This is a genomic window from Achromobacter kerstersii (assembly GCF_902859595.1).
Taxonomy (GTDB): Bacteria; Pseudomonadota; Gammaproteobacteria; order Burkholderiales; family Burkholderiaceae_B; genus Achromobacter; species Achromobacter kerstersii.
This window is the reverse complement of sequence record NZ_CADIJQ010000022.1, coordinates 1-23,680: the sequence shown is the minus strand read 5'-3', so window position 1 is coordinate 23,680 and position 23,680 is coordinate 1. Positions and strand designations below refer to the sequence as shown.

Annotated in this window: 18 protein-coding genes and 1 pseudogene; 6 read left to right on the top strand and 13 right to left on the bottom strand. The window is 63.5% G+C overall.

Annotated features, from left to right (window positions below; all coding sequences use genetic code 11):
• Positions 1–680: 680 nt before the first annotated feature.
• Positions 681–2,144 carry a ribonuclease G gene (rng, locus tag HV765_RS31165; RefSeq protein WP_054428162.1) on the top strand — a complete coding sequence of 488 codons (1,464 nt, stop codon included), beginning with the start codon at positions 681–683 and terminating at the stop codon, positions 2,142–2,144.
• Between the two features lie 214 nt (positions 2,145–2,358).
• Positions 2,359–3,060: a DUF3053 domain-containing protein gene (locus HV765_RS31160; RefSeq protein WP_054428160.1), complete on the top strand. Its 702-nt coding sequence runs from the start codon at positions 2,359–2,361 to the stop codon at positions 3,058–3,060.
• A 6-nt stretch (positions 3,061–3,066) separates the two neighbouring features.
• Here HV765_RS31160 and HV765_RS32025 read toward each other — a convergent pair.
• The 4 genes and pseudogenes from HV765_RS32025 to msbA form a co-directional block, all read right to left on the bottom strand.
• Positions 3,067–3,393: pseudogene (locus tag HV765_RS32025) on the bottom strand (diguanylate cyclase); the annotation flags it as partial.
• Positions 3,394–3,629: 236 nt separating this feature from the next.
• Entirely contained in the window at positions 3,630–3,860 is a 231-nt protein-coding gene (locus tag HV765_RS31150) for a hypothetical protein (RefSeq protein WP_054428161.1), read from the bottom strand.
• Between the two features lie 122 nt (positions 3,861–3,982).
• Positions 3,983–5,800: a monovalent cation:proton antiporter-2 (CPA2) family protein gene (locus tag HV765_RS31145; protein WP_175172109.1), complete on the bottom strand. Its 1,818-nt coding sequence runs from the start codon at positions 5,798–5,800 to the stop codon at positions 3,983–3,985.
• 189 nt (positions 5,801–5,989) lie between these two features.
• A complete protein-coding gene (gene msbA, locus HV765_RS31140) occupies positions 5,990–7,765 on the bottom strand; it encodes a lipid A export permease/ATP-binding protein MsbA (protein ID WP_054428157.1) in 1,776 nt (591 codons plus the stop codon).
• 106 nt (positions 7,766–7,871) lie between these two features.
• On the opposite strand from msbA, the gene HV765_RS31135 reads away from it, so the two are divergent.
• Genes HV765_RS31135 through HV765_RS31125 form a run of 3 tightly spaced genes read left to right on the top strand, consistent with a single transcriptional unit; the run spans position 7,872 to position 9,902 of the window.
• On the top strand, positions 7,872–8,843 hold the full coding sequence (locus tag HV765_RS31135) for a glycosyltransferase family 9 protein (protein ID WP_175172107.1): 972 nt from the start codon (positions 7,872–7,874) through the stop codon (positions 8,841–8,843).
• A 16-nt stretch (positions 8,844–8,859) separates the two neighbouring features.
• Positions 8,860–9,624 carry a YdcF family protein gene (locus tag HV765_RS31130; RefSeq protein ID WP_054428155.1) on the top strand — a complete coding sequence of 255 codons (765 nt, stop codon included), beginning with the start codon at positions 8,860–8,862 and terminating at the stop codon, positions 9,622–9,624.
• Entirely contained in the window at positions 9,621–9,902 is a 282-nt protein-coding gene (locus HV765_RS31125) for a YkgJ family cysteine cluster protein (protein WP_420840204.1), read from the top strand. The genes HV765_RS31130 and HV765_RS31125 overlap by 4 nt, the downstream gene beginning before the upstream one ends.
• A gap of 121 nt (positions 9,903–10,023) precedes the next feature.
• Here the strand turns inward: HV765_RS31125 and HV765_RS31120 are convergent, their stop codons facing one another.
• Genes HV765_RS31120 through dnaE form a run of 7 tightly spaced genes read right to left on the bottom strand, consistent with a single transcriptional unit; the run spans position 10,024 to position 19,193 of the window.
• Positions 10,024–11,178: a glycosyltransferase family 4 protein gene (locus HV765_RS31120; protein ID WP_175172098.1), complete on the bottom strand. Its 1,155-nt coding sequence runs from the start codon at positions 11,176–11,178 to the stop codon at positions 10,024–10,026.
• Complete coding sequence (locus tag HV765_RS31115) at positions 11,153–11,878, bottom strand: polysaccharide deacetylase family protein (protein WP_175172096.1); 726 nt, start codon at positions 11,876–11,878, stop codon at positions 11,153–11,155. The genes HV765_RS31120 and HV765_RS31115 overlap by 26 nt, the downstream gene beginning before the upstream one ends.
• Before the next feature lie 8 nt (positions 11,879–11,886).
• A complete protein-coding gene (locus HV765_RS31110) occupies positions 11,887–13,011 on the bottom strand; it encodes a glycosyltransferase (protein ID WP_175172094.1) in 1,125 nt (374 codons plus the stop codon).
• Positions 13,008–13,760, bottom strand: a complete 753-nt coding sequence (locus HV765_RS31105; RefSeq protein WP_054428151.1) for a glycosyltransferase family 2 protein — start codon at positions 13,758–13,760, stop codon at positions 13,008–13,010. The genes HV765_RS31110 and HV765_RS31105 overlap by 4 nt, the downstream gene beginning before the upstream one ends.
• On the bottom strand, positions 13,757–14,605 hold the full coding sequence (locus HV765_RS31100) for a polysaccharide deacetylase family protein (RefSeq protein WP_175172092.1): 849 nt from the start codon (positions 14,603–14,605) through the stop codon (positions 13,757–13,759). The genes HV765_RS31105 and HV765_RS31100 overlap by 4 nt, the downstream gene beginning before the upstream one ends.
• On the bottom strand, positions 14,602–15,702 hold the full coding sequence (locus HV765_RS31095; protein ID WP_054428149.1) for a glycosyltransferase family 4 protein: 1,101 nt from the start codon (positions 15,700–15,702) through the stop codon (positions 14,602–14,604). Before HV765_RS31095 ends, HV765_RS31100 begins: the two co-directional genes overlap by 4 nt.
• The gene (gene dnaE / locus HV765_RS31090) at positions 15,702–19,193 is read right to left on the bottom strand and encodes a DNA polymerase III subunit alpha (protein ID WP_175172090.1); all 3,492 of its coding nucleotides are present in this window, start codon (positions 19,191–19,193) and stop codon (positions 15,702–15,704) included. The genes HV765_RS31095 and dnaE overlap by 1 nt, the downstream gene beginning before the upstream one ends.
• Before the next feature lie 129 nt (positions 19,194–19,322).
• Here dnaE and lpxO point away from each other — a divergent pair, with 129 nt between their 5' ends.
• Positions 19,323–20,222, top strand: a complete 900-nt coding sequence (gene lpxO / locus HV765_RS31085; RefSeq protein ID WP_054428147.1) for a lipid A hydroxylase LpxO — start codon at positions 19,323–19,325, stop codon at positions 20,220–20,222.
• 74 nt (positions 20,223–20,296) lie between these two features.
• Here the strand turns inward: lpxO and HV765_RS31080 are convergent, their stop codons facing one another.
• Positions 20,297–21,592 (bottom strand): ABC transporter ATP-binding protein, encoded by a 1,296-nt coding sequence (locus HV765_RS31080; RefSeq protein WP_175172089.1) that lies wholly within the window; start codon positions 21,590–21,592, stop codon positions 20,297–20,299.
• 8 nt (positions 21,593–21,600) lie between these two features.
• Positions 21,601–23,334 carry an ABC transporter permease gene (locus HV765_RS31075; RefSeq protein ID WP_175172087.1) on the bottom strand — a complete coding sequence of 578 codons (1,734 nt, stop codon included), beginning with the start codon at positions 23,332–23,334 and terminating at the stop codon, positions 21,601–21,603.
• Positions 23,335–23,680: the final 346 nt, after the last annotated feature.

Genomic DNA, 23,680 nt, shown 5'->3' with positions numbered 1-23,680 from the left:
TTTAGCAGCTATCGAAATATCAGGGTAAACCCTAAGTTTTCGGCAACTGCCAAGCCTGAAACTATAACACAACTTTTGCAGATTATGCAACCGGCTTTTGCCTAATTTGCAACCTATCTTGCAACCCCGCCGCTTTTGCTTTCGCGCTAGCTTTGGCCCTGAATTCAGGGGTTGGTTACTGCTCAGGGGGCTAGCAATTCGATCCGGGTAAACCCTTGATCAACATCACCAGCCAAGCCCAAGACTATAGCACGATTTTTGCAGATTGCGCAACTGGCTTTTGCCTAATTTGCTGCAATCTTTGCAACAACCGCTTGGCTCTCATTTCTGATTGCTTCGCGGCAGACCTGGCTCGTTTGTCCTTTTGGAGACCCTCGTTCGGCCTGTTGCGCTTGCCTTGCCTTCGCGGTTCAAAACTGTCTGAGCTGCGAAGGAGCGAGACTATAGCACAAGTTTTTGGCTTGTCTTCCGTGGCAAGCAATAAATTTGTTCGAATCTCAAGACTCGGGGCGCGACGAAGCCCGCGCTCTATATATAGAGCGCATTCCATAGCTCGCATTCCTGCCCTCTATATATAGATAGTTGCCTTGGCCAGCTTGCCTCCCGTTGGGGTACGTTTACTATTCGCCTGTACGCCGTACCTAATTGGAGACGAACACGCTATGCCCCCAGCCATCGCCCTGAGCGAAGATATCCTGATCAACGTTACCCCCTTCGAAACCCGCGTTGCGCTGGTGGAACAGGGGTCGGTACAGGAGCTGCACGTGGAACGCAGCATCCAACGGGGCCATGTCGGCAATATCTATCTGGGGCGGGTGGTCCGTGTGCTGCCGGGCATGCAGAGCGCCTTTATTGATATTGGATTGGAGCGCGCCGCGTTCATCCATATTGCTGACTTGCGCGAAAACCGCGGCGAACGCACGCAGGGACTGACGCCCACCCCCATCGAAAAGCTGCTTTTCGAGGGACAGACCATCATGGTCCAGGTCGTGAAGGACCCTTTGGGCACCAAGGGCGCACGGTTGTCGACCCAGATCAGCATTGCCGGACGGATGCTGGTGTATCTGCCGCACGATCCGCACATCGGCATTTCCCAGAAAATTGACTCTGAGTCCGAGCGCATTCAGCTGCGCGAACGGCTTCAAGCGCTGATGCCGGCCGAGGAGAAAGGCGGATTCATCGTGCGCACTCAGGCGGAAGGCGCCAATGACGATGAGCTGACGGCGGATCTGGAATATCTGCGCAAGCTGTGGACCAGCGTTCAGGCGTCGGCGCGCACGCAGGCCGCCCCCGCCCTGCTTCACCAGGATCTGACGCTGGCCCAGCGCGTGCTGCGCGACATGGTGGGGCCTGGTACGGGCACGATTCTGGTGGACTCGCGCACTACCAGTGCGGCCATGCTGGAATGGGCGCGCGTGTATACGCCTTCTGTCGTTGGCCGCATTCAGCACTACAGCGGCGAGCGGCCGTTGTTTGACACGGCGAATGTGGATGACGAGATTGCCCGGGCGCTCTCGCGCCGCGTGGATCTGAAATCGGGCGGCTATCTGATCATTGACCAAACTGAAGCGCTGACCACGGTTGACGTGAACACCGGCGGCTTCGTCGGCGGACGCAATTTCGACGACACCATATTCAAGACCAACCTGGAAGCGGCGCAAGCCATTGCCCGCCAGTTGCGGCTGCGCAATTTGGGCGGCATTGTCATCCTGGACTTCATCGACATGGAAGAACAGGAACACCGCGACACCGTGCTGGCTGAACTGAAGAAAGCGCTTTCGCGCGACCGCACACGCATGACGGTCAATGGCTTCACGCAACTGGGCCTGGTGGAAATGACGCGTAAGCGCACGCGCGATTCGCTGGCGCATCAGCTGTGCGAGCCCTGCCCCATGTGCGAATCGCGCGGCAATGTGCGTACGCCGCGCACGGTCTGCTATGAAATCCTGCGAGAGATTCTGCGCGAAGCCCGGCAGTTCAATCCCAAGGAATTCCGCATCCTTGCGTCTCAAGACGTCGTTGATCTGTTCCTGGAAGAAGAAAGCCAGCACTTGGCGATGCTGGGCGACTTCGTCGGCAAACGCGTGTCGCTGGAAGTCGAGAGCACGTACTCTCAGGAAAAGTACGACATCATCCTCGTATAACCGCAGCCAGCAACGCCAACTGCCGAGCCTCGCGCGATAGCAGATTGCCGGGGTCTCTTCAATTCGATATGTTCGGATTGTGTGTCTTAACGATTCGATTGCAATGAAGTTTGAAACGGATGGCGGTGGGATGTCGTAGCCGATAAGCTCGCGGGCGCTTCGCAGGGTCGAACCCTTTGAAGCGCCTTTTCTTTTGCTTTCGGAGGTTAATGCAATGAAGTCCCTATTCCGTCCGTTCCTGGTGCTGGTTGCAGCGCTGCCGCTGCTACTGGCTGGCTGCGGCGACAAGGAACCCGAGCAGCGGGCCGCGTTCACGCAGTTCCTGCAAACCCGCATCGTCGACAAGCCCGGCGTGCGCGTGCCCAAACTGACGGATGAGGAACAGAAGTCTATCGGCGACTATGCCTCGCACTACGCGGTGATCACGGATTTCAATACAAGCATGGAAACCTCGGTCAAGCCGCTGACGGGCATCATGCAGAAAGGCGCCGTGCGTTCGCTGAATGACATCGTGACGCGGCGCGACGACCTGAAAGCGGTGCAAGCTTCGCTGAACGACATGGGTGCGGCGTTGAAAGAGCAACAGGCCCGCGCAGATGCTGCCCGCGCGCAGCTCAAACAGCCCGATGACCTGAAGGCCGTGTACGACAAGGCCTACGAAAAAACCGTCAGCCTGCCGGCGGACACGTTCCGCGATGTGCTGCCGCAACTGAACGCGACGTTCGACAGCAGCCTGAAGATTGCCGATTACGTCGAGGCGCACAAAGCGCAAATCGAAATCTCGGGTGCAATCGTCAAGGTGCAGGACCCGGCCGTGCAAGCCGAGCTGAACCAGATGCTGCAAGACCTGAACGCACAAGCGAAAAACCTGCAACAGGCGCACACGCGCATGCAGGCGCTGATGCTGGGCCGTTAAACCCCATCAAGCGGCCTCGACGCGGTTGCGCCCCGCCGCCTTGGCCCGGTAGACGGCGGCATCGGCCGCTACAACAAGACTCGCCGCCGCATCGCCCTGCCCGGGGATCGCGGTGGCGGCGCCGATGCTGACGGTGACGATACTGCCCTCTTTGTCTTCGTGCGGAACGCGCCAATCTGCAATCGCGCGCCGTATGCTCTCGGCGATGGCCACCGCGCGCTGAAGCGTCGTGTGCGGCAGCAGCATCACAAACTCTTCGCCCCCATAGCGCGCCGCCAGATCACGAGGCCGGCGCGCTTTGTTCTTCAAAGCCAACGCCAGCTTCTTCAACCGCTCGTCGCCCTCTTAGTGACAGCACGATCTGCGCCACCACGGACTGGAACAACGCCAGCGTGACCGGCGCGATCAACACCGCGCGCCGAAAAATCAGGGGCGCAAGAACACGTATCGGTGAAAGATGATGATCATCAGGCGTCGAGCTGATGACCAGGCGTCGAGCTGATGACAAGGCGTCGAGCGACGCCCTACCCGCCGCCTGAACTCCGGACGCGCCGCGCCCGGAGGTTCCCTTACGACACCGCGGTCGCAGCGATGCGGAAGGGGAAGGCGCGAACGCCACGTGCCTTGTCCGTCTCGCGGTGCGCATTGATCGCCCAGGCGGTACCCGCTCCGCCTGTCAGCGACATCAGCTGGCGCATCGCGCCCGCCGAAAATCCGCACTGCAACGCCAAGGCCTGGCGTCGGGCAAGCTCAACACCGACAGCGTGCGGCGTCGTGAAACTCCGGTCTGATTGCAGCATGGCAGCCCCCTGGCAAATGCTCTTCATCAATGAAGAGTCAGTGCGAACCAATCTACCGCAGTCTGTCTGACTTGCGCGTGAAATGATTCGTAAAGTAGTGCAAAGGACCGGAAATAGTGCGTTCAGGCCGGCGGATTGACCGGGTTAACCAGCGCCTCGCCGGCGGCCTCGCGATCAGGCTTGTCATTCCTGCCATCGGCGGGGCCGGTCATGTTTCCGTACAACAACGACCGGCCAGCAAACAGCCCGCCCGCCACTTCCAGGTCAAAACGTTCGGTGTCACGGCGGCGGACGTCTTCGACCACTTCCGCGGCCTCGTCCGCCGGCACGCCGATGGCGCGCAGCGCAGCCTCGCCGAACACCAGCGCGGATTCCAGGGTTTCGCGCACCTGGTAATCCACCCCTTCCTTGGCCAAGGCCAGGGAATGGATGCGGTCATAGGCGCGCACCACGACCCGCACCAACGGGAATTCCGATTTGATCAGCTTGACCATGTGGTTCACGGCCTGCGGGTTGTCGATGCAGATCAGAATGGCGCAGGCGTGCTCGCCGCCCGCGGTGCGCAGCATGTCGATGCGGGTTCCGTCCCCGTAATAGACCTTGACGCCCCACTTGGCAGCAGCCCGGATCGCGTCCGTGTCGATGTCGAGAATGGACACTTTCAAGTCGCGAGCCAGCATCGCCTGGGTGACGATCTGGCCGAAACGGCCGAAACCGACGATCAGCGCGCAGCCGTCCAAATCCCGGGCGACGTCCACGCCTTCCATCGACGGAACCGGTTTGGGCAACAACCAGCGCAACGACAACACGCATAAGGGGGTCAGCGCCATGGAAATGATGACAACGGCGGTCAGGACCGCGCCCGTGTGCGCATCGAAAATGCCGGCTGCGGCCGCCGCGCCGTACAGCACGAAAGCGAACTCGCCGCCCTGAGCCAACAGCGCCGCCCGCGTCACCGCTTCGGCATGCGACGCGCGCAGCAAACGCGCCACGGCATACACGCCCACGGATTTCACCAGCATGAAGACGATGACAGCCGCCAGAATGAGCGGCCATTCGCGCGCCACGGCGGACAAGTCCAGCGACATGCCCACGCCCAGGAAGAACAGGCCCAGCAAAATTCCCCGGAAGGGTTCGACTTCGGCTTCCAATTGGTGACGGAAGGTGGATTCGGACAGCAGCACCCCAGCCAGGAACGCCCCCATGGCCATGGACAAGCCACCCAACTCCATCAACAGCGCCGCCCCCAGCACGACGAGCAGCGCGGCGGCGGTCATGACCTCGCGCGCATGCGCCGCAGCCAACAAGCGGAACAACGGATTCAGCAGCCACCGGCCCGCGGCCAGCAGCGCCAGAATGCAGCCCACTGCAATGGCGGATTGCGTCCAGGGGTCGCCGTGGTCGGTGGTGCCGGCCGGCGCCAGCAAGGCCACCAACGCCAGCAAGGGCACGATGGCCAGATCTTCCAGCAACAAAATGGAGACAATGCGCTGGCCCTGCGCGCTGGTGCTCTCGTCGCGCTCGCCCAAAATCTGCATGACGATGGCCGTGGATGACAGCACAAAGCCCATCGCCGCCATGAACGCTGCCGGGCCGGACAGGCCGGCCAACAAGCCCACTACCGTCAGCAGGCCGCCACAGGCCAGCACCTGGGCCACGCCCAGGCCGAAGATTTCGCCTCTGAGCTTCCAGAGCCGCGACGGCTGCATTTCCAGCCCGATGATGAACAGGAACATCACGACGCCCAGTTCGGCGACGTGCAAGATGGATTTGGGATCGGAAAAGAAGCCAATGCCGAACGGGCCGATGGCAAGACCCGCCGCCAGATAGCCCAGTACGGAGCCCAGCCCAAGACGCTTGAACAAAGGGACGGCAATGACCGCCGCGCCCAGCAGGACGACGACGTTGACGAGTTGATTGCCTTCGATAGGCAGAGCCATAAGGCGCTCCTGATGTAAACGCGGGCCCGGGCGCTCAGGACACCGCAGGCGGGCTTGCCCCATTTTCCGGCAAACCGGGGGATTGGCAATCAGGAAATTGGCAATCCCCAGCGGCGGCGGACCGGGCGGGACGATAAAAAAAACCGCCGCGATCAGGACGCGGCGGTTGGGGAGTGGCGGATTTCGCGATCAGTCGTCGCGGAATTGCATCTTGTAGAGCGAGGCATACAGGCCGTTGGCGGCCAGGAGCTCGGCGTGGGGGCCTTGTTCGACGATCTTGCCAGCGTCCAGCACGATGATGCGGTCGGCGTTCTGCACCGTGGACAGGCGGTGGGCAATGACCAGCGTGGTGCGCCCCTTCATCAGCCGTTCCAGCGAGGCCTGAACCTGGCGTTCGGACTCGTTGTCCAGCGCCGAGGTGGCTTCGTCGAGGATCAGGATGGGCGCGTTCTTGATCAGCGCGCGGGCAATCGCCAGACGCTGGCGCTGGCCGCCCGACAAACGGGCCGCATTTTCGCCGACCGGCGTGTTGATGCCCTGCGGCAGGCCTTCCACGAATTCCAGCAGGTTGGCCGCCGCCAGGGCGTCGCGCACCTTTTGCTCGCTGGACTTGCCCAACGCGCCGTAGCCGACGTTGGCGGCGATGGTGTCATCGAACAGCACGACGTCCTGGCTGACCAGAGACAGATGCGAACGCAGGCTGCGCAGCGTCAGTTCGTCAACGGGGGTGTCGTCCACCAGAATCGAACCGCTGTCGGGCAGCACGAAGCGCGGCAGCATATTGACCAGCGTGGTCTTGCCGCTGCCTGACCGGCCCACCAAGGCCACGGTCTGGCCGGGTTCAACGATGAAGGAGATGTCGTTGACGGTGTCGCGCTCGGCATCGGGGAAGCGATGCTTGACGTGGCGGAACTCAACCTTGCCGCGCACGGGTTCAGGCAGTTCTTTGGTGCCGGTGTCTTTTTCGGGCGTCTGGTCGATCAGCGTGAACACGCTTTCGGCCGATACAAGCATCTTCTGCATGCGGGCGGCAACGTTCGTCAGGCGCTTGATGGGGTCGAAAATCTGCGCCAGCGCGGCCATGAACGAGGCAAAGCTGCCCACCGTCAGCGAACCGCTGTTGGCCTGGCTGAGCGCCACCGCGATGACGGCGCCCACGGAAATTGAAATGCAGACCTGCGTCAGCGGCGTCAGGGCGGCATCCGCCGTGGCGGTGCGCATGGCGTAGCGGCGCAGGCGGCGGCTGACGAAATCGAAACGGCCGCGCTCGACTTCAAAACCGTCGAACAGCTTGATGACGCGCTGGCCGTCGATGCCCTCGCCGACCACCCGGGTCAGTTCGGCATTCATGTTGACGGTGTCGCGGTTGATGCGGCGCAGGCGCTTGATGAAGAAGCGCGAGATCAGGACCGACACGGGCAGCATGACCAGGATGATCAGCGTCAGCACCCACGACATGTAAAGCAGCACGCAGATCAGCGCGATCACGACCAGGGTTTCGCGCACCAGAACCGTAATGACGTCGGTGGCGTAGCCCGTGACGTTGCCGGCGTCGATGGTGAAGCGGTTGAGCAGGCGGCCGGTGTCGCCGCGCTTGAAGTCGGCATCCGGCAGGCCCAGCAGGCGCTCGAACATGTCGCGGCGCATGCCCAGCAGCACATTGTTGGCCACCCAGGCCAGCAAATAATCGCTGAAGAAGTTGCAGATGCCGCGCAACAGGATCAGGCCGACGACGGCCAGCGGCAAGGCCCAGACGTAATAAGGTTTGGACCCGGAGAAGCCGCCGTCCAGCAAGGGCTTCATAATGACGGCCAGCACCGGCTGCGTGGCCGCTGCGCCCGCCATCAACAGGACGGCCAGCAACAAGCCCTTCCAGTAGGAACCCACGCGGCTGTAGATCCGGCTCCAGAGTTCAGCTTTGACGGGGTGGGAATCCGCGGGGGTGTTGCGTGCGGCAGAATTCAAAGGGAGCACTCGCTTTTATACAATTGTGCCCAGGATTGTACTGGCTACGCGCCAACGCGCTCTGCCGCCCCACCCCATTTCAGCCTAAATAGCCACACGCCCACCCATGTCCGATATCAGTTGTTTATACGTCCGGTTGCCCAATTGGGTGGGCGACGTCTGCATGAGCCTGCCCAGCCTGCATGCGCTGCACGCCAGCGGCTTGCCGCTAGTGATCTGCGCGCGCCCCTGGGCCCGCGACCTGCTTGATGGCGTGGCCAAGCAAGACTTCATTCCCATGCGCGGCAAGGTCGGCCCCGACCGCGCCGCCGTCAGCGCCCATCGGCGCAGCTTGGGCGCCCTGGGGCGCCGCGCCCGGGGCCTGCTGCTGCCCGACTCGCTATCCAGCGCGCTGGTGTTCCGGCTGGCGGGCCTGCCGTCCGCGGGTTATCGGGACGACGGCCGCAGCTTTCTGCTGCGCTGGCCCGTGGCCAAACCCGATGACTCGCAGCATGCCGTGCAGTCCTGGCATTACCTGACCCGCCAGGCGCTCACCCGCTGGGGGCTGCCCGCCGGCCCCGCCCAGCCAGGCCCGACGCTGGACCTGCCTTTGACGCCGGCGCACCAACAGGCGGCCGACCAGGCGCTGGCGGCAGCTGGCCTGGTTGCGCAACGCTTCGTGCTGATTGCTCCCACCGCCACCGGCCTGCACAAGGGCAAGATCAAGGTCTGGCCCGGATTCGATACACTGACGCGCGCCTTACAAGCCCAGGGCCATACCGTGGTAATGTGCCCCCCTCCGGCCGAAACCGACGAGGCGCGGCGCAATGCACCGACGGCGCAATTGCTGCCTCCCTTGTCGCTGGGCGCCTTTGCCGCATTGACGGCTCGGGCATCGCTGGTGATTTGTAACGATTCTGGCGTCTCGCACGTCGCCGCGGCGGCCTCCGCCCGGGAGCTCGCGCTGTTTGGCGTGACCCGCCCGGGACGAACGGGCCCGTGGTCGCCGCGTGCGGTTTGCGTCGGGTCGGAAGAAGCTTGGCCGTCCGTCGAAGCAGTTCAACAGCAGGCGATGACCCTGCTGGGCGAGACGAAGTAATCAGGATAGTTTTCACATGCCCCTTTCCAGCTACCTTGCAAATCTGATCATTCCCTACAACTTGTGCGTGACGTTGGTCATCGTCGGCTTGGTGCTGGGCTGGTTCCGGCTACGCAAGACCGGCGGGGCCATCATCGCCGCCGGCTTACTCTGGGCGCTGGCCTGGTCGCTGCCGGCCACCTCGCTGTGGCTGGGCGGCGCGCTGGAAAGCCGCTATCCGCACCTGCCTCCTACCGAGTCCCCCACCGCCGACGCCATCGTCGTGCTGGGCGGCAACACCGCCAACGGGCGCGCCAACTGGTTCCTGCCCTATGACAAGGACACGGCCGTGGTCCGCGTGGACACCGCTGCCCAGTTGTATCTGGCCGGCCGCGCGCCCAAGGTGCTGCTGTCCGGCGGCGCGCTGGAAGGCGATGTCAGCGAAGCGCGTGGCATGGCGCACGCCATCCGCCAGCAAGGCGTGCCCGAGTCGGCCCTGATCCTGGAAAACTCCAGCCGCACCACGTATGAAAACGCCGCCTTGACCGAGGACGCGCTCAAGTCGCGCGGTATCGAAAAGGTGCTGCTCGTGACGTCCGCATTGCATATGCCGCGCGCCATGGCGGCATTTTCCAAGCAGGGCGTGGAAGCCATCGCCGCCCCGGCTCCGCCGCAAATCGTCGCGCCTGCGGATGGGTCGTTGTCGCTGTGGGTGCCTGACCAGCGCACGTTCGACGCCAGCCGCTCCATCATCAAGGAATACGCGGGCCTCTTCGTCTATTGGTTGCGCGGATGGGTATGAGCCTGACGGCGGCCGCCCTGGAATGCCGGGCGGGATGCGGCGCCTGTTGCATCGCGCCGTCGATCACCCGGCCGATTCCGGGCATGCCGGAAGGCAAGCCCGCAGGCGTGCCCTGTATTCAGTTGCTGCCGGACATGCGCTGCGCGATCTTCGGCCAGCCTGGCCGGCCGGATTTCTGCGGCGGGCTACAGCCGCAACACGAGATGTGCGGCCCGACCCGCGAACACGCCATTTTGTGGTTAGGGGATCTGGAAAGAGCGACGGCGCCGGGGCGTTGAAGCCACGCGTTTCTGCGCTGCCCGTCTTTGCTTCACGCTTGCTTGGATCACCCTTGCTTGGATCACCCCTTGCTTGGGTCACCTTCCTTGCGTCACCCTTGCTTGCGCCACCTTCCTTGCGTCACGCCTGCTTGCGCGCGTCCAGCACCTTGTCGTACAGCGCCTCGTACCGCGCAGCCACCGTTTCCCAGCTCTGATCCCGCGCGATCTCCAGGCCGCGTTCGGTCAACGCCGCCCGCAGCGCCGGTTCCGAACCCAGCCGTTCCAACGCCTGCGCCAGTTGCGCGCCGTCTCGCGGATCTTGCAGGATCAACGCGTCCTTGCCCGCCGACAGGTACTGCGCAAAGCCGCAGTACGCCGGTGAACTGACCACAACCGGCAGCCCATGCGACATTGCCTCAAGCGGCGCCATGCCGTAGCTGTCGTTCAGCGTGGGGTGCGCATAGATGTCCGCCGCGCTGAAATACTGGGCAACTTCAGGTGTGGGATCAACCAGCGTGACGCGGTGCGCGATACCGTTGGCCGCACGAACCCGATCCCGGGTCGGCGCATCGGCCCCCACGACCAGCAGCTTGTAATGCGACGGCAACTGCGCCAGCGCATCCAGCAAGGCGGGCAGGCCTTTGCGCAAGGGGTTGCGCGCCACCAGCAGGCAGCCGACCGTGCCGGCATCCCAGCCCAGACGGGCGCGGGTTGCCTCGCGTCCCGCCGCCATATCATCCGACGGCAGCTTGACCCCGGGCGCGATGATATCCACGGGCAGCTCCTGGCCGTAGCTGCGGTGCAACTGGTCCATGATCAAGCCCGACACCGCCACCACGCGCCGGCCGGACGCACGGCGCACGCGCAGCTTTTCAAGCAGGAGATAGGTCGCCAGACGCGGGCTTAGCCAGGCGGTGACGCGTTTGAGCGGCTTGACGCGGGTGACGCGGTTGTAGCGAACCGGCGTCACGTGCATGACCTGGATTTCTCCGGCCCAGCCGTTCATATGCGAGTGCACGATGTCGAAGCGGCCGCGCGTGAGGCGGTCGGCGCGCCACGCAAAATACAGCACGCGCATCCAGCTGGGCAGCCAGCCCGGAAAACGGACGGGCAGAAACGGAAACGGCAGGTCGCTGTCGAAATCGCGCGCGACGATGGACACATCGTGCCGCTGGCCCAACACCCGCATCAGCTCCACGCCATAGGCCTCGGCGCCTCCGAAGCGGTTGCCGAAGCGGTCGACCAACAGCGCGATGCGAAGCCGCCGCTCAGCGGCGCCGGCGGGTGTCTTCATACCGGGTGAGGCACTTCTGAAGGAAGCGGATGATGTTGGTGGAACGCGCCACCGTCACCCGAGGCAGACCGAACGGATCGTCGGATGCCGCAGCCAGGCCGCGCTGGGTCAGCGTGGCGTTGTCGTAGCCGGCCTCGCGCGCCATGGCGCGATGTTCGGGGCCGTGATCGCCGTAGGGATAGCAGAAGGCCGTCACGGGCGCGCCCAGCGCCTGTTCCAGTTCGTCCTTGGATTCGACGATCTGGCGCCGCGCCTCGTCGGGCGACATTTCGGGCAAGTGCACGTGGTCCAGCGTATGCGAGCCAACCTCGTTGCCGGCCTGGGCCCATTCACGCATTTCGCCCACGGTCATCAGCGCCGAAAAGGGAATGCCCTTTTGCAAATCCCAGACGTTGCCGCCGTCGAACTGGCGCGCCACGAAATAGTTGGTGGCGGTAAAACCGAGTTCGGTCAGCACGGGCATTGCGTTGTGGTGCACGTTGCGATAGCCGTCATCGAACGTAATGCCGAACACCTTGCCCTGACGCTCGCCGCGCACATAGGGCATGACATCGCGCATCGACAAACCGCGATACCCCAGGCGGCGCATCCAGCGCATTTGGCGCGCGAAGCTGTCGGGGTGCACGGTCAGCCCACGAAACGGCGTGCCTTTGGGATTAGGCTCGCCGATCTGGTGGTACATAAGAATGGGGATAGACATAGGCCGGATTATAGGCCCGGGCGTCCATCCAGCGTACGCTGGTAGACCTCGACTGTGGCGGAGGCGAAACGATCAAGGTTGAAGTCGCGCAAGGCGGTCTCGCGGGCCTTCGCACCCATCGCGCGCACCGTGTCGGGATGGTCCAGCATGAAGCGTAACTTGTCCGTCATGGCGGCCACATCACGCACCGGCACGATCCAGCCGTCAACGCCGTCGGTGACGTTTTCAGGCAGGCCGCCCGCGTTGCTCACCAGCGCGGGCAAACCCAGCGCCATGATCTCGCGGCAGGCGAACGACAGCGCCTCGCGGTACGACAATACGAAGCCAGCGTGGCAGGACGCCAGCGCGGCGCGCACATCGTCCAGCAGGCCCGGAAAACGCACCTGGTCGATCATGCCCAGTTCGCGCACGCGCGCCAGCTTGGCTTCCGACGGCGGGTCGCCCGCCACCATCAGCAACACGCGGGCCTTGTCCGCGGGCGGCAAGGCGGCAACTGCCGCTACCAGGTCCAGCCACCCCTTGTCGTAATCGGTACCGCCCGCGCTCCCCAGCAACAGCTTGCCCTGCCAGTCCGGCCCGAAGATCAGCGCGCGCAACTTGTCCAGGCTTTCGGGCGGCGGCGGCGCGAAGAAATTCGTGTCGATGCCGTGGCGGATGGTCGTGATGGGGCGCTTGCGGTAGGGCGACTGCTGCATCAGCCCCTGCACGTAGTCACTGACCGCAATACTGTGGTCAGTCGCCAGCGCCACACGCAGCTTGTGGCCGAAGCTGGTAAGCGGATGGTCGTTGTGCTTGGTGAAGACGATGCGCGGGCGGCGCGCCATGCCCAGCGTGGCCAGCATGACCTGCTTGTGGTCGGCCGAACCGTTGGCGTGAATGATGTCGAAACGCCCTGTCTTGATCAGGCGGCGCAGCTTCGCGCGGTCCTTGAACCAGGACGACGGGCGGGTGGTGTACAGCATGTCTACCACGGTCACGCCGGGAATGGCGCGAGCGTAGCGGTACAGGCGGCTCGTGGGCGGCGCGGCCACGGTGATCTCGTGGCTGCGCGCCAGCGCCTTCGCCAGGTTGATGATGTAGGTGACGTGCCCCCCGCCGTTGTTGGCGTGGAAGTTCGTGTACAGGATTTTCACTTCTGCTTCTCGGCCAGGAACATCAGCTTGGAATAGCGGAAGAAGCTGCCCGCCGCTGCCGTCACCGCCAGCACCAGACCGTGCCGGCCATCCAGGAAGCCGCGACGGATCAGGTAGATGCGCACGAACGTCCAGAAGCCATGGCCCAGCGCGCCAAAGACCGAGGTGCGACGCCCTTTGGCGTACATCATCGCAGCGGCGTCCGACGAATAACGGTTGACCTTGTTGATCAGCGCGTCCAGGTTGTCGTAGGGGTAGTGATTGAAATAGCCCTGCATTTTCAGGGGCTGGCCGTTGGCCGGCACCACGCGTTCATGCACGGCGGCATCCGTAAACCGCGCCGTGCCGCGCTTGAACAAGCGCAAGACGTAGTCGGGCCACCAGCCGCTATGGCGGATGTCTTTTCCGCAAAAGTTGGACAGGCGCGCGATCTCGTAGGCGTCGGCGCGCGGGTTCGCCAGCACGTCCTGGATCTCGCGCGCCAGCTCTGGCGTGACGCGCTCGTCGGCGTCAATGGACAGCACCCAATCGCCAGTGGCCAAGTCCAGCGCACGATTTTTCTGCGGACCGAAGCCGGGCCAGTCAGGCGTGATCTCGACACGCGCGCCCAGCGCCTGCGCCAGTTCGACCGTGCCATCGGTGCTGCCCGAATCCACCACGATGAATTCGTCGGCGAAGGCCACGGACTTGAGGCAAGCGGCAATATTCGCCGCTTCGTTCTTGGTGATGATGATGACTGATAGCTTCATCCGCGATTCCTAAGACGCTTTTTCCAGGCTTTCCAGGCGTGATAGCGCGGCCCCCAGAACGGGTCGCGCGACAGCCAGATGCGCCGGTTCAACCAGGTTCCGCCTTGATTTCGCACCGCGAAACGATAGATGTGTTCGGGGTCCGCGCCAGGAGTGTTCTGGCCAAAAGGGTCCGTAGTGTACAAGTGCGCGAAACCGGCCTGGCGCGCCGCGTCCACATAGTCCGCGTCGAAATAGCCTTGCGGCCAGCACAGGTGATCGCTGACGGCCCCCAGGCGGCGCACGAGGGTGTCGCGCGAATCGTGCAGTTCTTGTGCGATATGGTCGCGCTTGGCGTTGACATCGGCGCCGCAGACTTTGTCCCAGCGCGTGTGGGTGTGCGTATGGGAATGGAATTCGAACGTGCCGGCCGCCTGCATGGCTTCGATCTCGCTCCAACGCAGCATGGCCTCGTCGGTGCGGCCCGCCGCCACCAATTGTTTACAGGCGTCGTGATCGGGCGTGGCGGGCAAGGCGCCGCCCTGCCCCGCATGCGGCCGCACGGGGCCGTCGCCGATCCAACCCGTGATGGTGAACAACACCGCGCGCATGCCATGGCGCGCCAGGATGGGATGCGCGTGCACCCAATTGTTCAAATAGCCATCATCGAACGTGATCAGCACGGAACGCTCGGGTGCTGCGCCGCCTGCCAGATAAGCGGCGAACTGAGCCGCGGACAACGATTGATAACCTGCCTGCGCCAGACGCGAGACCTGAGCCTCGAAGACGTCCGGCGTTGCCGCAATCATGCCGCCCGCGGGGGTGACATGGTGGTACATCAGCACAGGGACGTTGGGCGCATTCATGCGCCGCGCTCCGCCAGCCATTTCAGGTACACCGCTTCCGTCGATTCGGCCAGCCGGGCAGGCGAAAACACGGCCTCTTCCCAAACCATCTTGCGGCCGGCCTCGCCCATGCGATGGCGCAGGTCCGGGTCGTCAATCAGCCGTTGCAAGGCGTTGGTCAAGGCTTCAGGATTCTTCGGCGGCACTAGAATGCCCGTAACGCCGTCGCGGAACATTTCCGATACGCCGCCCACATTGGTGCCCACCACCGGCAGGCCGCTGGCCTGGGCTTCGACGTACACGGTGCCCGACGCTTCCTGCTGCGTGGCCAGCGCAAACACGTCGAATCCGGCCAACAGGTTAGGCACATCACGGCGCATCCCCATCAGATGGATGCGATGCTGCAAGCCCAGTTGGGCGATGTAATCCTGCGTTTGCTCGAAGACGGGTGAACCGCCCCCGATGAACACCAGGTGCAGCTTGGGCCGGCTGGTCATCAGCGGAACCATCGCGTCGATCAGATCCTTGTGGCCTTTGGTGGCGCGCATGACGGCCACGCAGCCCACGACGATGTCGTCATCGGCCAGCCCGAGTTCATCGCGCAGGGTCGAGTGTTCGACCGGCGCCGGCAACACGATGGGCGAATACACGGTCGCCACCCGGTTTGCCGGCACACCACGCTCGATCAGGTAGTGGCGCACGTGGTCGCTGACCGTAGTGACCCGGTGCGGCAGCCACGTGTAGGACCACATCGACCCCACCTTGTTGGACAGGTGGCGCGTGCGGACGATGAGGGGCGTACCGGCCAGCCGGCCGGCCATCGCCGCAATGACCGTGTCGCGCCGGCTGTGCGTATTGAGCACATCAAAGCGCCCTTCCTTCAGGATGCCGCGCACGGCGGCCACGCCCTTCAGGTAGTTGACGGGTCCGTCCATGTCGACTTTGTGCACGGTAAACCCCGCGTCTGACAGCCGTTCGACCAGCATGGCCCGGGATTGGCAGATGGCTTCAACATGGTGGCCGCGCGCACGCATGGCCGTCATTTCCTTGAAGATCCGCCCTTCCTGACCGCCAAAGCTGGTGGCCGCTTCAGAATGCACGATACGCAGTTGTTGCATCAATAGGTCACCTCAACCCCATTGGGTTTGGTCCAGGCGTTCAGATTGTCGAGCAGGGTGTCGGCCATGCGAACGCGCCACTCTTCGCCCAGCCGGACCGTGCACAGAAAATTATTCTTGGTGTAGACAATATCGACCGGCACGCCGGGGATGCCGTTCTCGGGTTCAGCCCGGAATGGATTCAGCATCTGGCGCAAACGCGCGGCGTCGGCCGAGCCGTTGAGCGTGACGCGCAGCGACTTGGCGCGCGCTTCGCGAGCCAGTTGCAGGTCGTACAGCTGTTCGGCCACGATGCGCATGCCGCCCGAGTAGTCATCGTTGCTGACCTTGCCCTGGACGATGACCAACTGGTCTTCGCGCAAGCGGTTGCGGTGCTTCTCGTAGAGTTCGTTGAACACCGAGATTTCCACCTGCGCGGTGCCGTCGTCCAGCACGGCAAACACCATCTTGCCGCGGCGGGTCATCATGACGCGCACGCTGGCCAGCACGCCGCACATCCATTGCAGGTCGCGTTGCGGTTCCACGCGCGCCAGCTGCATTGGCACGATGCGGCGCACTTCGTCGCGCCACGCGTCAAACAAGTGGCCGCTGTAGTAGTAGCCCAGCGCCGACTTTTCTTCGGTCAGCTTTTTGTGCAGGTCCCACGGGGCAACCTTGGCCAATTCGCCAGCCACCACATCGCTGCTGTCGTCACCGAACAGCGACGCCTGGTTGGCGCTGCGGGCCGCTTGTTCGGCGGCTTCCATGGCGGTTGGCACCGAGGCCAGCATCGCGGCGCGGTTCGGCTCGATGGTGTCGAACGCGCCGGCCTTGATCAGCGCTTCGATCGTGCGGCGGTTGACGGCGTTCTTGCTGACGCGGCGGCAGAAGTCGAACAGGTTCAGGAACGGGCCGCCTTCCTTGCGCGCACGCAGGATGTCTTCGACAGCGCCCTGCCCCGTGCCTTTGACGGCGCCCAGGCCGTAGCGCATGGTGCGCGGCGGCTTGCCCTTTTCGGTGTGCTTGTCGGCCACCGGTTCGAAGCGGTAGCCCGAGAAGTTGACGTCCGGCGGCAGCACTTCCACGCCGTTGTCCTGGGCGTCGCGGCAGAAGATCTGGACCTTGTCGGTGTCGTCCATATCGGACGACATGGTGGCTGCCAGGAATTCGGTCGGGTGATAGGCCTTGAGCCAGGCGGTCTGGTAGGAAATCAGCGCGTAAGCGGCCGAGTGCGACTTGTTGAAGCCGTAGCCCGCAAACTTTTCCATCAGGTCGAACAGCTTGACGGCCAGGTCCGGGTCGTGGCCCTTTTCCTTGGCGCCTTGCTCGAAGAGCTCGCGGTGCTTGGCCATTTCCTCGGGCTTTTTCTTGCCCATGGCGCGGCGCAGCAGGTCGGCGCCGCCCAGCGAGTAGCCCCCGATGATCTGCGAGATCAGCATCACCTGTTCCTGGTAGACGATGACCCCGTAGGTGCTCTTCAGGGTGCCTTCCAGGTCGTTGTGGAAGTAGTCCACCGCGGCGCGGCCGTGCTTGCGGTTGACGAAGTCGTCCACCATGCCCGATTCCAGCGGCCCCGGACGATACAGGGCCAGCATGGCGATGATGTCTTCGAACGTGTTCGGCCGCAGCTTCTTCAGCAGTTCCTTCATGCCGCGCGATTCCAGCTGGAACACGGCCGTGGTGTTGGCGTCGCACAGAATCTTGTAGGCGGCCGGGTCGTCGAGTTCGAGCGCCATGACGTCGAAGTCGCGCTTGTCGGCGTTGAACTGGCGCACGTATCGCACGGCCCAGTCCAGGATGGTCAAGTTACGCAGGCCCAGGAAGTCGAACTTCACCAGGCCGGCGGCTTCGACGTCGTCCTTGTCGAACTGCGACACCGCGCTGTTCTCTTGGCCCGGCTGGCAATACAGCGGGCAGAAGTCGGTGAGCTTGCCGGGCGCAATCAGCACGCCGCCTGCGTGCATGCCGATGTTGCGGGTCAGGCCTTCCAGCGGCTTGGCCAGGTCGACCAGCGCGCGCACTTCTTCTTCCTGTTCGTAGCGGTCCTTGAAGGCGGGTTCGTCCTTCAGGGTGCGTTCCAGCGACCAGGGGTCCATCGGGTTGAACGGGATCAGCTTGGACAGGCCGTCGCAGAACATATAGGGCATGTCCAGCACGCGGCCGGCGTCGCGGACCACGGCTTTCGCGCCCAGCGTGCCGAACGTGGCGATCTGGCTCACGGCGGCGCGGCCGTACTTTTCCTTGACGTAGTCGATGACGCGTTCGCGGTTGTCCTGACAGAAGTCGATATCGAAGTCGGGCATGGAAACCCGTTCGGGGTTCAGGAAGCGCTCGAACAGCAAGTCATAGCGAATCGGGTCCAGGTCGGTAATGCCCAGCGCGTACGCCACGAGCGAACCCGCGCCCGAGCCCCGTCCCGGCCCCACCGGCACGCCATTGTTCTTACCCCAGTTGATGAAGTCTTGAACGATCAGGAAGTAACCCGGAAAGCCCATCTGGATGATGGTCTTGCATTCCCAGCGCAGGCGTTCGTAGTACTGCTCGCGCTTGGACTCGCGTTCGGCCTCGTCGGGGAACAGGAACGCCATGCGCTTTTCCAGGCCCTCTTCCGACAGCTGGACCAGATAGTCGTCCAGCGTCACGCCTTCGGGCGTGGGGAAGTTGGGCAGGCGCGGCTTGCCCAGCACCAGGCTCAGGTTGCAGCGCTTGGCAATTTCAACCGTGTTGGCCAGCGCCGAGGGCACATCGGCGAAACGCCGGGCCATTTCTTCGGAGCTGAGCAGGTATTGCTCTTTGGTGAACCGGCGCACGCGGCGCGGGTTGGCCAGTATTTCGCCTTCGGCGATGCAGACGCGGGCCTCGTGCGCCTGGAATTCATATTCGTCCAGGAACTGCACCGGGTGCGTGGCCACCACCGGCAGGCCGGCTTCGCCCGCCAGCCGCATGGCGGCTTGGGTATAGGCCTCGTCGCCGTCCATGCCGGCGCGTTGCAGCTCAATGTAGTAGCTGCCCGGAAACAGGTGCGCCCATTGGCGCGCCAGCGCCAGCGCGGAGACGGCGTTACCGGCGTCCAGCGCCTGGCCCACGTCGCCCATGCGCCCGCCCGACAGGGCAATCAGGCCCTCTTGCCCTTGCAGCCATTCGCGGCGGATCTCCGCGCGGCCCTTGCCCTGGTTTGTCAGGAAGGCCTTGGACAGCAGTTCGCACAGGTTCAGGTAGCCCTGGTGGTTGCGTACCAGCAAGAGCAAGCGGAAAGGCTTGGAGGGGTCGTCGTCATTGGTCAGCCAGACATCGCAACCCGCGATGGGCTTGACCCCCGCGCCGCGCGCGCCTTTATAGAACTTGATCAGGCCAAAAAGGTTCGACAGATCGGTCAGCGCCACGGCGGGCTGGCCCAGCTTGGCGACGCGCTTGATAAGGTCGGAAATGCGCACAATGCCGTCCACAACCGAAAACTCGGAGTGAACGCGCAGATGCACAAAGGGGGGCGGATTTGTTACGGCTTCGGACATAGCGGGAATTGTACCTAGGGATCACGGTCCAAGCGGATGCGTCTGAGATTCCGCAAAGGGCGCACCACGGACCTTGTGTAACAATACTAGGTAGACCTGACCCTTCTGTCGCAGGACAACGAATACGTTATGAAATGGTTAATCCCCGGGATCTGGCTGGCCGCCATCCTGTTCGCCCACTTCCGAGGCCGAGTCAAACTGCCGCTGGGCCGGCAAATGTTGGACCACTCCGTACTGTTGGCCCCGATCAATGCCTTCATGGTGTTGACCTCGCGCGTGCCCTCTACGCCCTACCTGACAACGAGCGAAATCGCCGAACTCAAGGTGCTGGACGACAACTGGGAAACGATCCGCGAAGAAGCCGTGCAAATGGCCGAGCTGCGCCGCATCAAGGCGGCCGACTCCCACAACGACATCGGTTTCAATTCCTTCTTCAAGTACGGCTGGAAGCGCTTCTACCTGAAGTGGTATGACGCCCGCCACCCGTCGGCCGAAGAACTCTGCCCCAAGACCGTCGCCATTCTGAAGACGCTGCCCAAGGTCAAGGCCGCGATGTTCGCCGAGCTGCCCCCCGGCGGCCAGCTGAACCCGCACCGCGACCCGTTCGCGGGCTCGTTGCGCTACCACCTGGGCTTGGTCACGCCGAACGACAACCGCTGCCACATCATCGTCGACGGCGAATCCTATAGCTGGCGCGATGGCGAAAGCGTGGTGTTCGACGAAACCTACGTGCACGAAGCCTATAACCACACCGACCAGAACCGCATCATCCTGTTCTGCGACGTGGAACGCCCGCTGAAGTGGCGCTGGGCCGAAGCCTTCAACCGCTGGTTCGGACGCGTCGTCATGTCGGCCGCCAGTTCGCCCAACGACGGCAACGACCAGACCGGCGCCATCAACAAGCTGACGCACGCGCATTACGTCATCGACCAGAAGCGCAAGGCCTTCAAGACCTGGAACCGCCATGTTTACAAAGCCACCAAGTTCGGCTTGATCGCGCTGGTCATCCTCGGCTTCATCGCGTTGTAAACCAGCAAACGGCGGCCTTCATCTCGCCCCAAAAAGCGGCCCCCTACGCGGGGCCGCTTTCTTTTTGCCTGATCTCAAACCGGCTCACGCTCCGGCAGCGTCAACAGACCGGTGTGGTAGTCGTACCCGTAGATTTCGCCGTACCGGCCCCACTCCACCGCAATCTTCATGACCCGCTCGGCTTCGTCGGGCTTCAAGAATTCTTCCAGCGAATTCAGGAAGTCCTTTTCGGGCAAGGCGCCCGTAGGTTCTTGTTCCAGGCTGTGGCGAATGTGCGCGGCCAGCGGCACGTGCGCCAGCAACTGGCGCCCGAAGATGACCTGCTTCTGGTTTTGATCGGCCTGCACGTAGCGTTGGCCCAGCGGCGTCAGGAAGATGTCGCCCCGATCAATCTGCGCCAGGCCGAACAGGCCCAGCGCTTCGCAGGCGGGCAGCAAGTCGTCATCCGCAATCTCGGCTTCTTCGGCCAGCTTGGGCAAGTCGGCGCGGCCATTGAACGGCGCCTCCGCCAACACATCCAGCACACCCTCCATGCGGTCGACTTCCGTTTGCGGAAAGCGATAGCCCAGACCTTGCTGGCGCGGCGTGGGCACGCCATGCGCCGGACGCATCGTCATCAGCGCGTAGACCTCGTCGATCAGCGCGCGCACCTGCGGCGAATCAGCGTCTCGGGGACGCGGCAGGCCGATCATGATCTGGCTGCGGACGCGCCCCGGGTCGCTGTCGAACACGATGATGCGGTCGGCCATCATCACGGCTTCTTCGATGTTGTGCGACACGATCAGGATGCCCTTGGTCGAAATACGGCTTTCGTCCCAAAGCTCAAGCATGTCGTCACGCAGGGTTTCGCCGGTCAGCACGTCCAGCGCCGAGAACGCTTCGTCCATCAGCAGCACGTCGGGGTTCATGACCAGCGCACGTGCGATGCCCACGCGCTGGCGCATGCCGCCGGACAGTTCGCGCGGCAAGGCGCCGCCAAAACCGCCCAGGCCGATCAAGTCCAGCACGGCGTCAGCCCGCTTGGCGCGCTCGGCTGCTGGCACGCCCTGGGCTTCCAGCCCTAGCTCGACGTTCTGCTGCGCGGTCAGCCACGGGAACAAGGCGAACGACTGGAACACCATCGAAATGCCCGCGGCCGGTCCGTACACCGGCTGGCCGCGGTACGTGACCGTGCCTTGGTCGGCATTGACCAGCCCGGCCATGATGCGCAGCAAGGTGGACTTGCCCGACCCGGACTTGCCCAGCAAGGCCACGATCTCGCCTTCCTTCAAGGTGAAATCCACGTGTTCAAGCACATGGCGCGCGGTGCCATCGGCAGCGCGGAAAGACTTGCCGACGTCGTGCAGTTCGATCAGGACGTTGGGATTCATAAGAACTCCTAGCGGCCGCGGTCTTCGGCCAGCAGATACAGCTTGCGCCAGAAAAATCGATTCAACAGCATCACGAAGACGCACATCACGCCAATGCCCAGCGCGATGCGGTGAAAGTCGCCCTGCTCGGTCATCTGCTTGATGTAGCTGCCCAGGCCGTCGGCAACCAGCGAGGTTTTGCCCCACGACACGTATTCGGCCACGATGCTGGCGTTCCACGACCCGCCGCTGGCGGTGATGGCGCCGGTGATGAAGCTGGGAAAGACGGCGGGCAGGTAGACCCGGCGCCAGCGCAGCCACCCTTTCAACCCGAGGTTGTCGGCCGCCAGCCGCAATTCGTTGGGGATGGTGGACGCGCCGGCGACGACGTTAAAGAGGATGTACCACTGGGTGCCGAAGATGATCAGCGGGCTGAGCCAGATGTTGGGGTTCAACTGCCAGGCCACCATGACGTACACCACGGCCGGAAACAGCAGGTTGACCGGAAACGCGGCCAGGAACTGCGCCACCGCCTGGACGCGCTGCGAATACCGGGGACGCAACCCAATCCAGACGGCCACCGGCACCCAGACCAGCGACGCCAGCCCAATCAGCAGCATGACGCGCACAAGCGTAATGCCGCCCAGCCCCAGCACATGCAGCACTTCGCCCCAGCCCACGTCTTCGTGTACGAACACCACGAGCTTGTAGGTCGCGAGCAAGGCGGCGGCCGCGAGCAAGGCATCCCACACGCGGGTCCAGCGCGGATCGGGCGCTTTGGCGCGAGCGCGAATGGAGGTGCCGTCGTAAGACACGCTGAACCAGCCCAGCGCACGCCGCATGGCGGCCCAGAAAGCGTTCGACACCGCTTGCATCCAGCGGCTGCGCCGCGTCCAGTCCAATAGCCACGACTGCTGCGCGGCGTCGCCCTGCGATTCCTCGAACCGGAATTTGTCGGCCCAGGCCAGCAGCGGGCGGAAGAAGAGTTGGTCGTATAGCAGGATGCCCGCCATCATCGCGCCGATGGCCCAGGCAATGGCATGGCCGTCTTCGGCCTGGATAGCGACAGCGATGTACGACCCGATGCCGGGCAACTTGATGTCTTGCCCCGCCACCGAAATGGCTTCAGCCGCGACCAGGAAGAACCAGCCGCCCGACATGGACATCATCATGTTCCACAGCAGCCCCGGCGTGGCGTAGGGCAGCTCCAGGCGCCAGAACCGCTGCCATCCGGACAGCCGGAATATCCGCGCGGCTTCGTGCAGTTCAGCCGGTACCGTCCGCATGGATTGATACAGGCTGAACGCCATGTTCCAGGCTTGGGACGTAAAGATGGCGAAGATGGCGGCGCATTCAACACCCAGCAGATTGCCGGGAAACAACGCGATGAACGGCGCGATGGCGATGGCCTGGAATCCCAGGATGGGAACGGACTGCAAGATGTCCAGCATGGGAATCATCGCTTTCTCGGCCGTGCGGTACTTGGCGGCGATGGCGGCGAAGACAAAGCTGAACAACAGGGAGAAGCCCAGCGCGGTAAACATCCGGAGGATGGTGCGCAGGAGGTAATACGGAAGATAGACCGGGTCCAGCGAGATAGGCAGTTCTTCACCGAGGGCGAAGGGACGGCTCATCTGAGACGCCCCGTAAGCCATGACGGCCAGCACGCCCAACACCAGGGGTAAGAGCGCCCAGTCCCAACGATTCGGGGTGGAACGGGAGCCGGGCTTCGAACGAGTCCGGGGGGTGAATAACTCGAACATGTTGGGGATGTTCCAGGGCGCGGTGAGAGGGGCCAGCGAATTGGAGCATAACGAGATGACGGGGGTCTGAATTGGGGGTTTGTGGTTTTTTGGGGGGAGTTTGAGGAGGTTTGGGGAGGCTTGTTGGGAGGCTTGTTGGGACGAGGAGGGTTCTTGTGACGCCCGTGGCGTCGGGGGCCTGGGGTGCGCGGGGCAACGATTGCGGTCCGGAGCCTTCGCTCCGGACTGCCCCGTAGTCATCCTTGTATGGTGTAGGTGCGCCCTCTGCAGTGGGGAGGGCGCTGGGGTATGGGACGTCGTCATCCATCAGCCGGTAGGCGCCGGACTGCCACAACGAGAGCATCCC

What these genes read in the sequence shown, in the direction of transcription:
- HV765_RS31075 (WP_175172087.1), bottom strand. Translation starts at nt 23,334, where the DNA reads ATGTTCGAGTTATTCACCCCCCGGACTCGTTCGAAGCCCGGCTCCCGT.
- lpxO (WP_054428147.1), top strand. Translation starts at nt 19,323, where the DNA reads ATGAAATGGTTAATCCCCGGGATCTGGCTGGCCGCCATCCTGTTCGCC.
- HV765_RS31115 (WP_175172096.1), bottom strand. Translation starts at nt 11,878, where the DNA reads ATGTCTATCCCCATTCTTATGTACCACCAGATCGGCGAGCCTAATCCC.
- HV765_RS31125 (WP_420840204.1), top strand. Translation starts at nt 9,621, where the DNA reads ATGAGCCTGACGGCGGCCGCCCTGGAATGCCGGGCGGGATGCGGCGCC.
- HV765_RS31095 (WP_054428149.1), bottom strand. Translation starts at nt 15,702, where the DNA reads ATGCAACAACTGCGTATCGTGCATTCTGAAGCGGCCACCAGCTTTGGC.
- HV765_RS31145 (WP_175172109.1), bottom strand. Translation starts at nt 5,800, where the DNA reads ATGGCTCTGCCTATCGAAGGCAATCAACTCGTCAACGTCGTCGTCCTG.
- HV765_RS31150 (WP_054428161.1), bottom strand. Translation starts at nt 3,860, where the DNA reads ATGCTGCAATCAGACCGGAGTTTCACGACGCCGCACGCTGTCGGTGTT.
- dnaE (WP_175172090.1), bottom strand. Translation starts at nt 19,193, where the DNA reads ATGTCCGAAGCCGTAACAAATCCGCCCCCCTTTGTGCATCTGCGCGTT.
- HV765_RS31160 (WP_054428160.1), top strand. Translation starts at nt 2,359, where the DNA reads ATGAAGTCCCTATTCCGTCCGTTCCTGGTGCTGGTTGCAGCGCTGCCG.
- HV765_RS31080 (WP_175172089.1), bottom strand. Translation starts at nt 21,592, where the DNA reads ATGAATCCCAACGTCCTGATCGAACTGCACGACGTCGGCAAGTCTTTC.
- HV765_RS31105 (WP_054428151.1), bottom strand. Translation starts at nt 13,760, where the DNA reads ATGAAGCTATCAGTCATCATCATCACCAAGAACGAAGCGGCGAATATT.
- HV765_RS31120 (WP_175172098.1), bottom strand. Translation starts at nt 11,178, where the DNA reads ATGAAGACACCCGCCGGCGCCGCTGAGCGGCGGCTTCGCATCGCGCTG.
- HV765_RS31135 (WP_175172107.1), top strand. Translation starts at nt 7,872, where the DNA reads ATGTCCGATATCAGTTGTTTATACGTCCGGTTGCCCAATTGGGTGGGC.
- HV765_RS31100 (WP_175172092.1), bottom strand. Translation starts at nt 14,605, where the DNA reads ATGAATGCGCCCAACGTCCCTGTGCTGATGTACCACCATGTCACCCCC.
- HV765_RS31130 (WP_054428155.1), top strand. Translation starts at nt 8,860, where the DNA reads ATGCCCCTTTCCAGCTACCTTGCAAATCTGATCATTCCCTACAACTTG.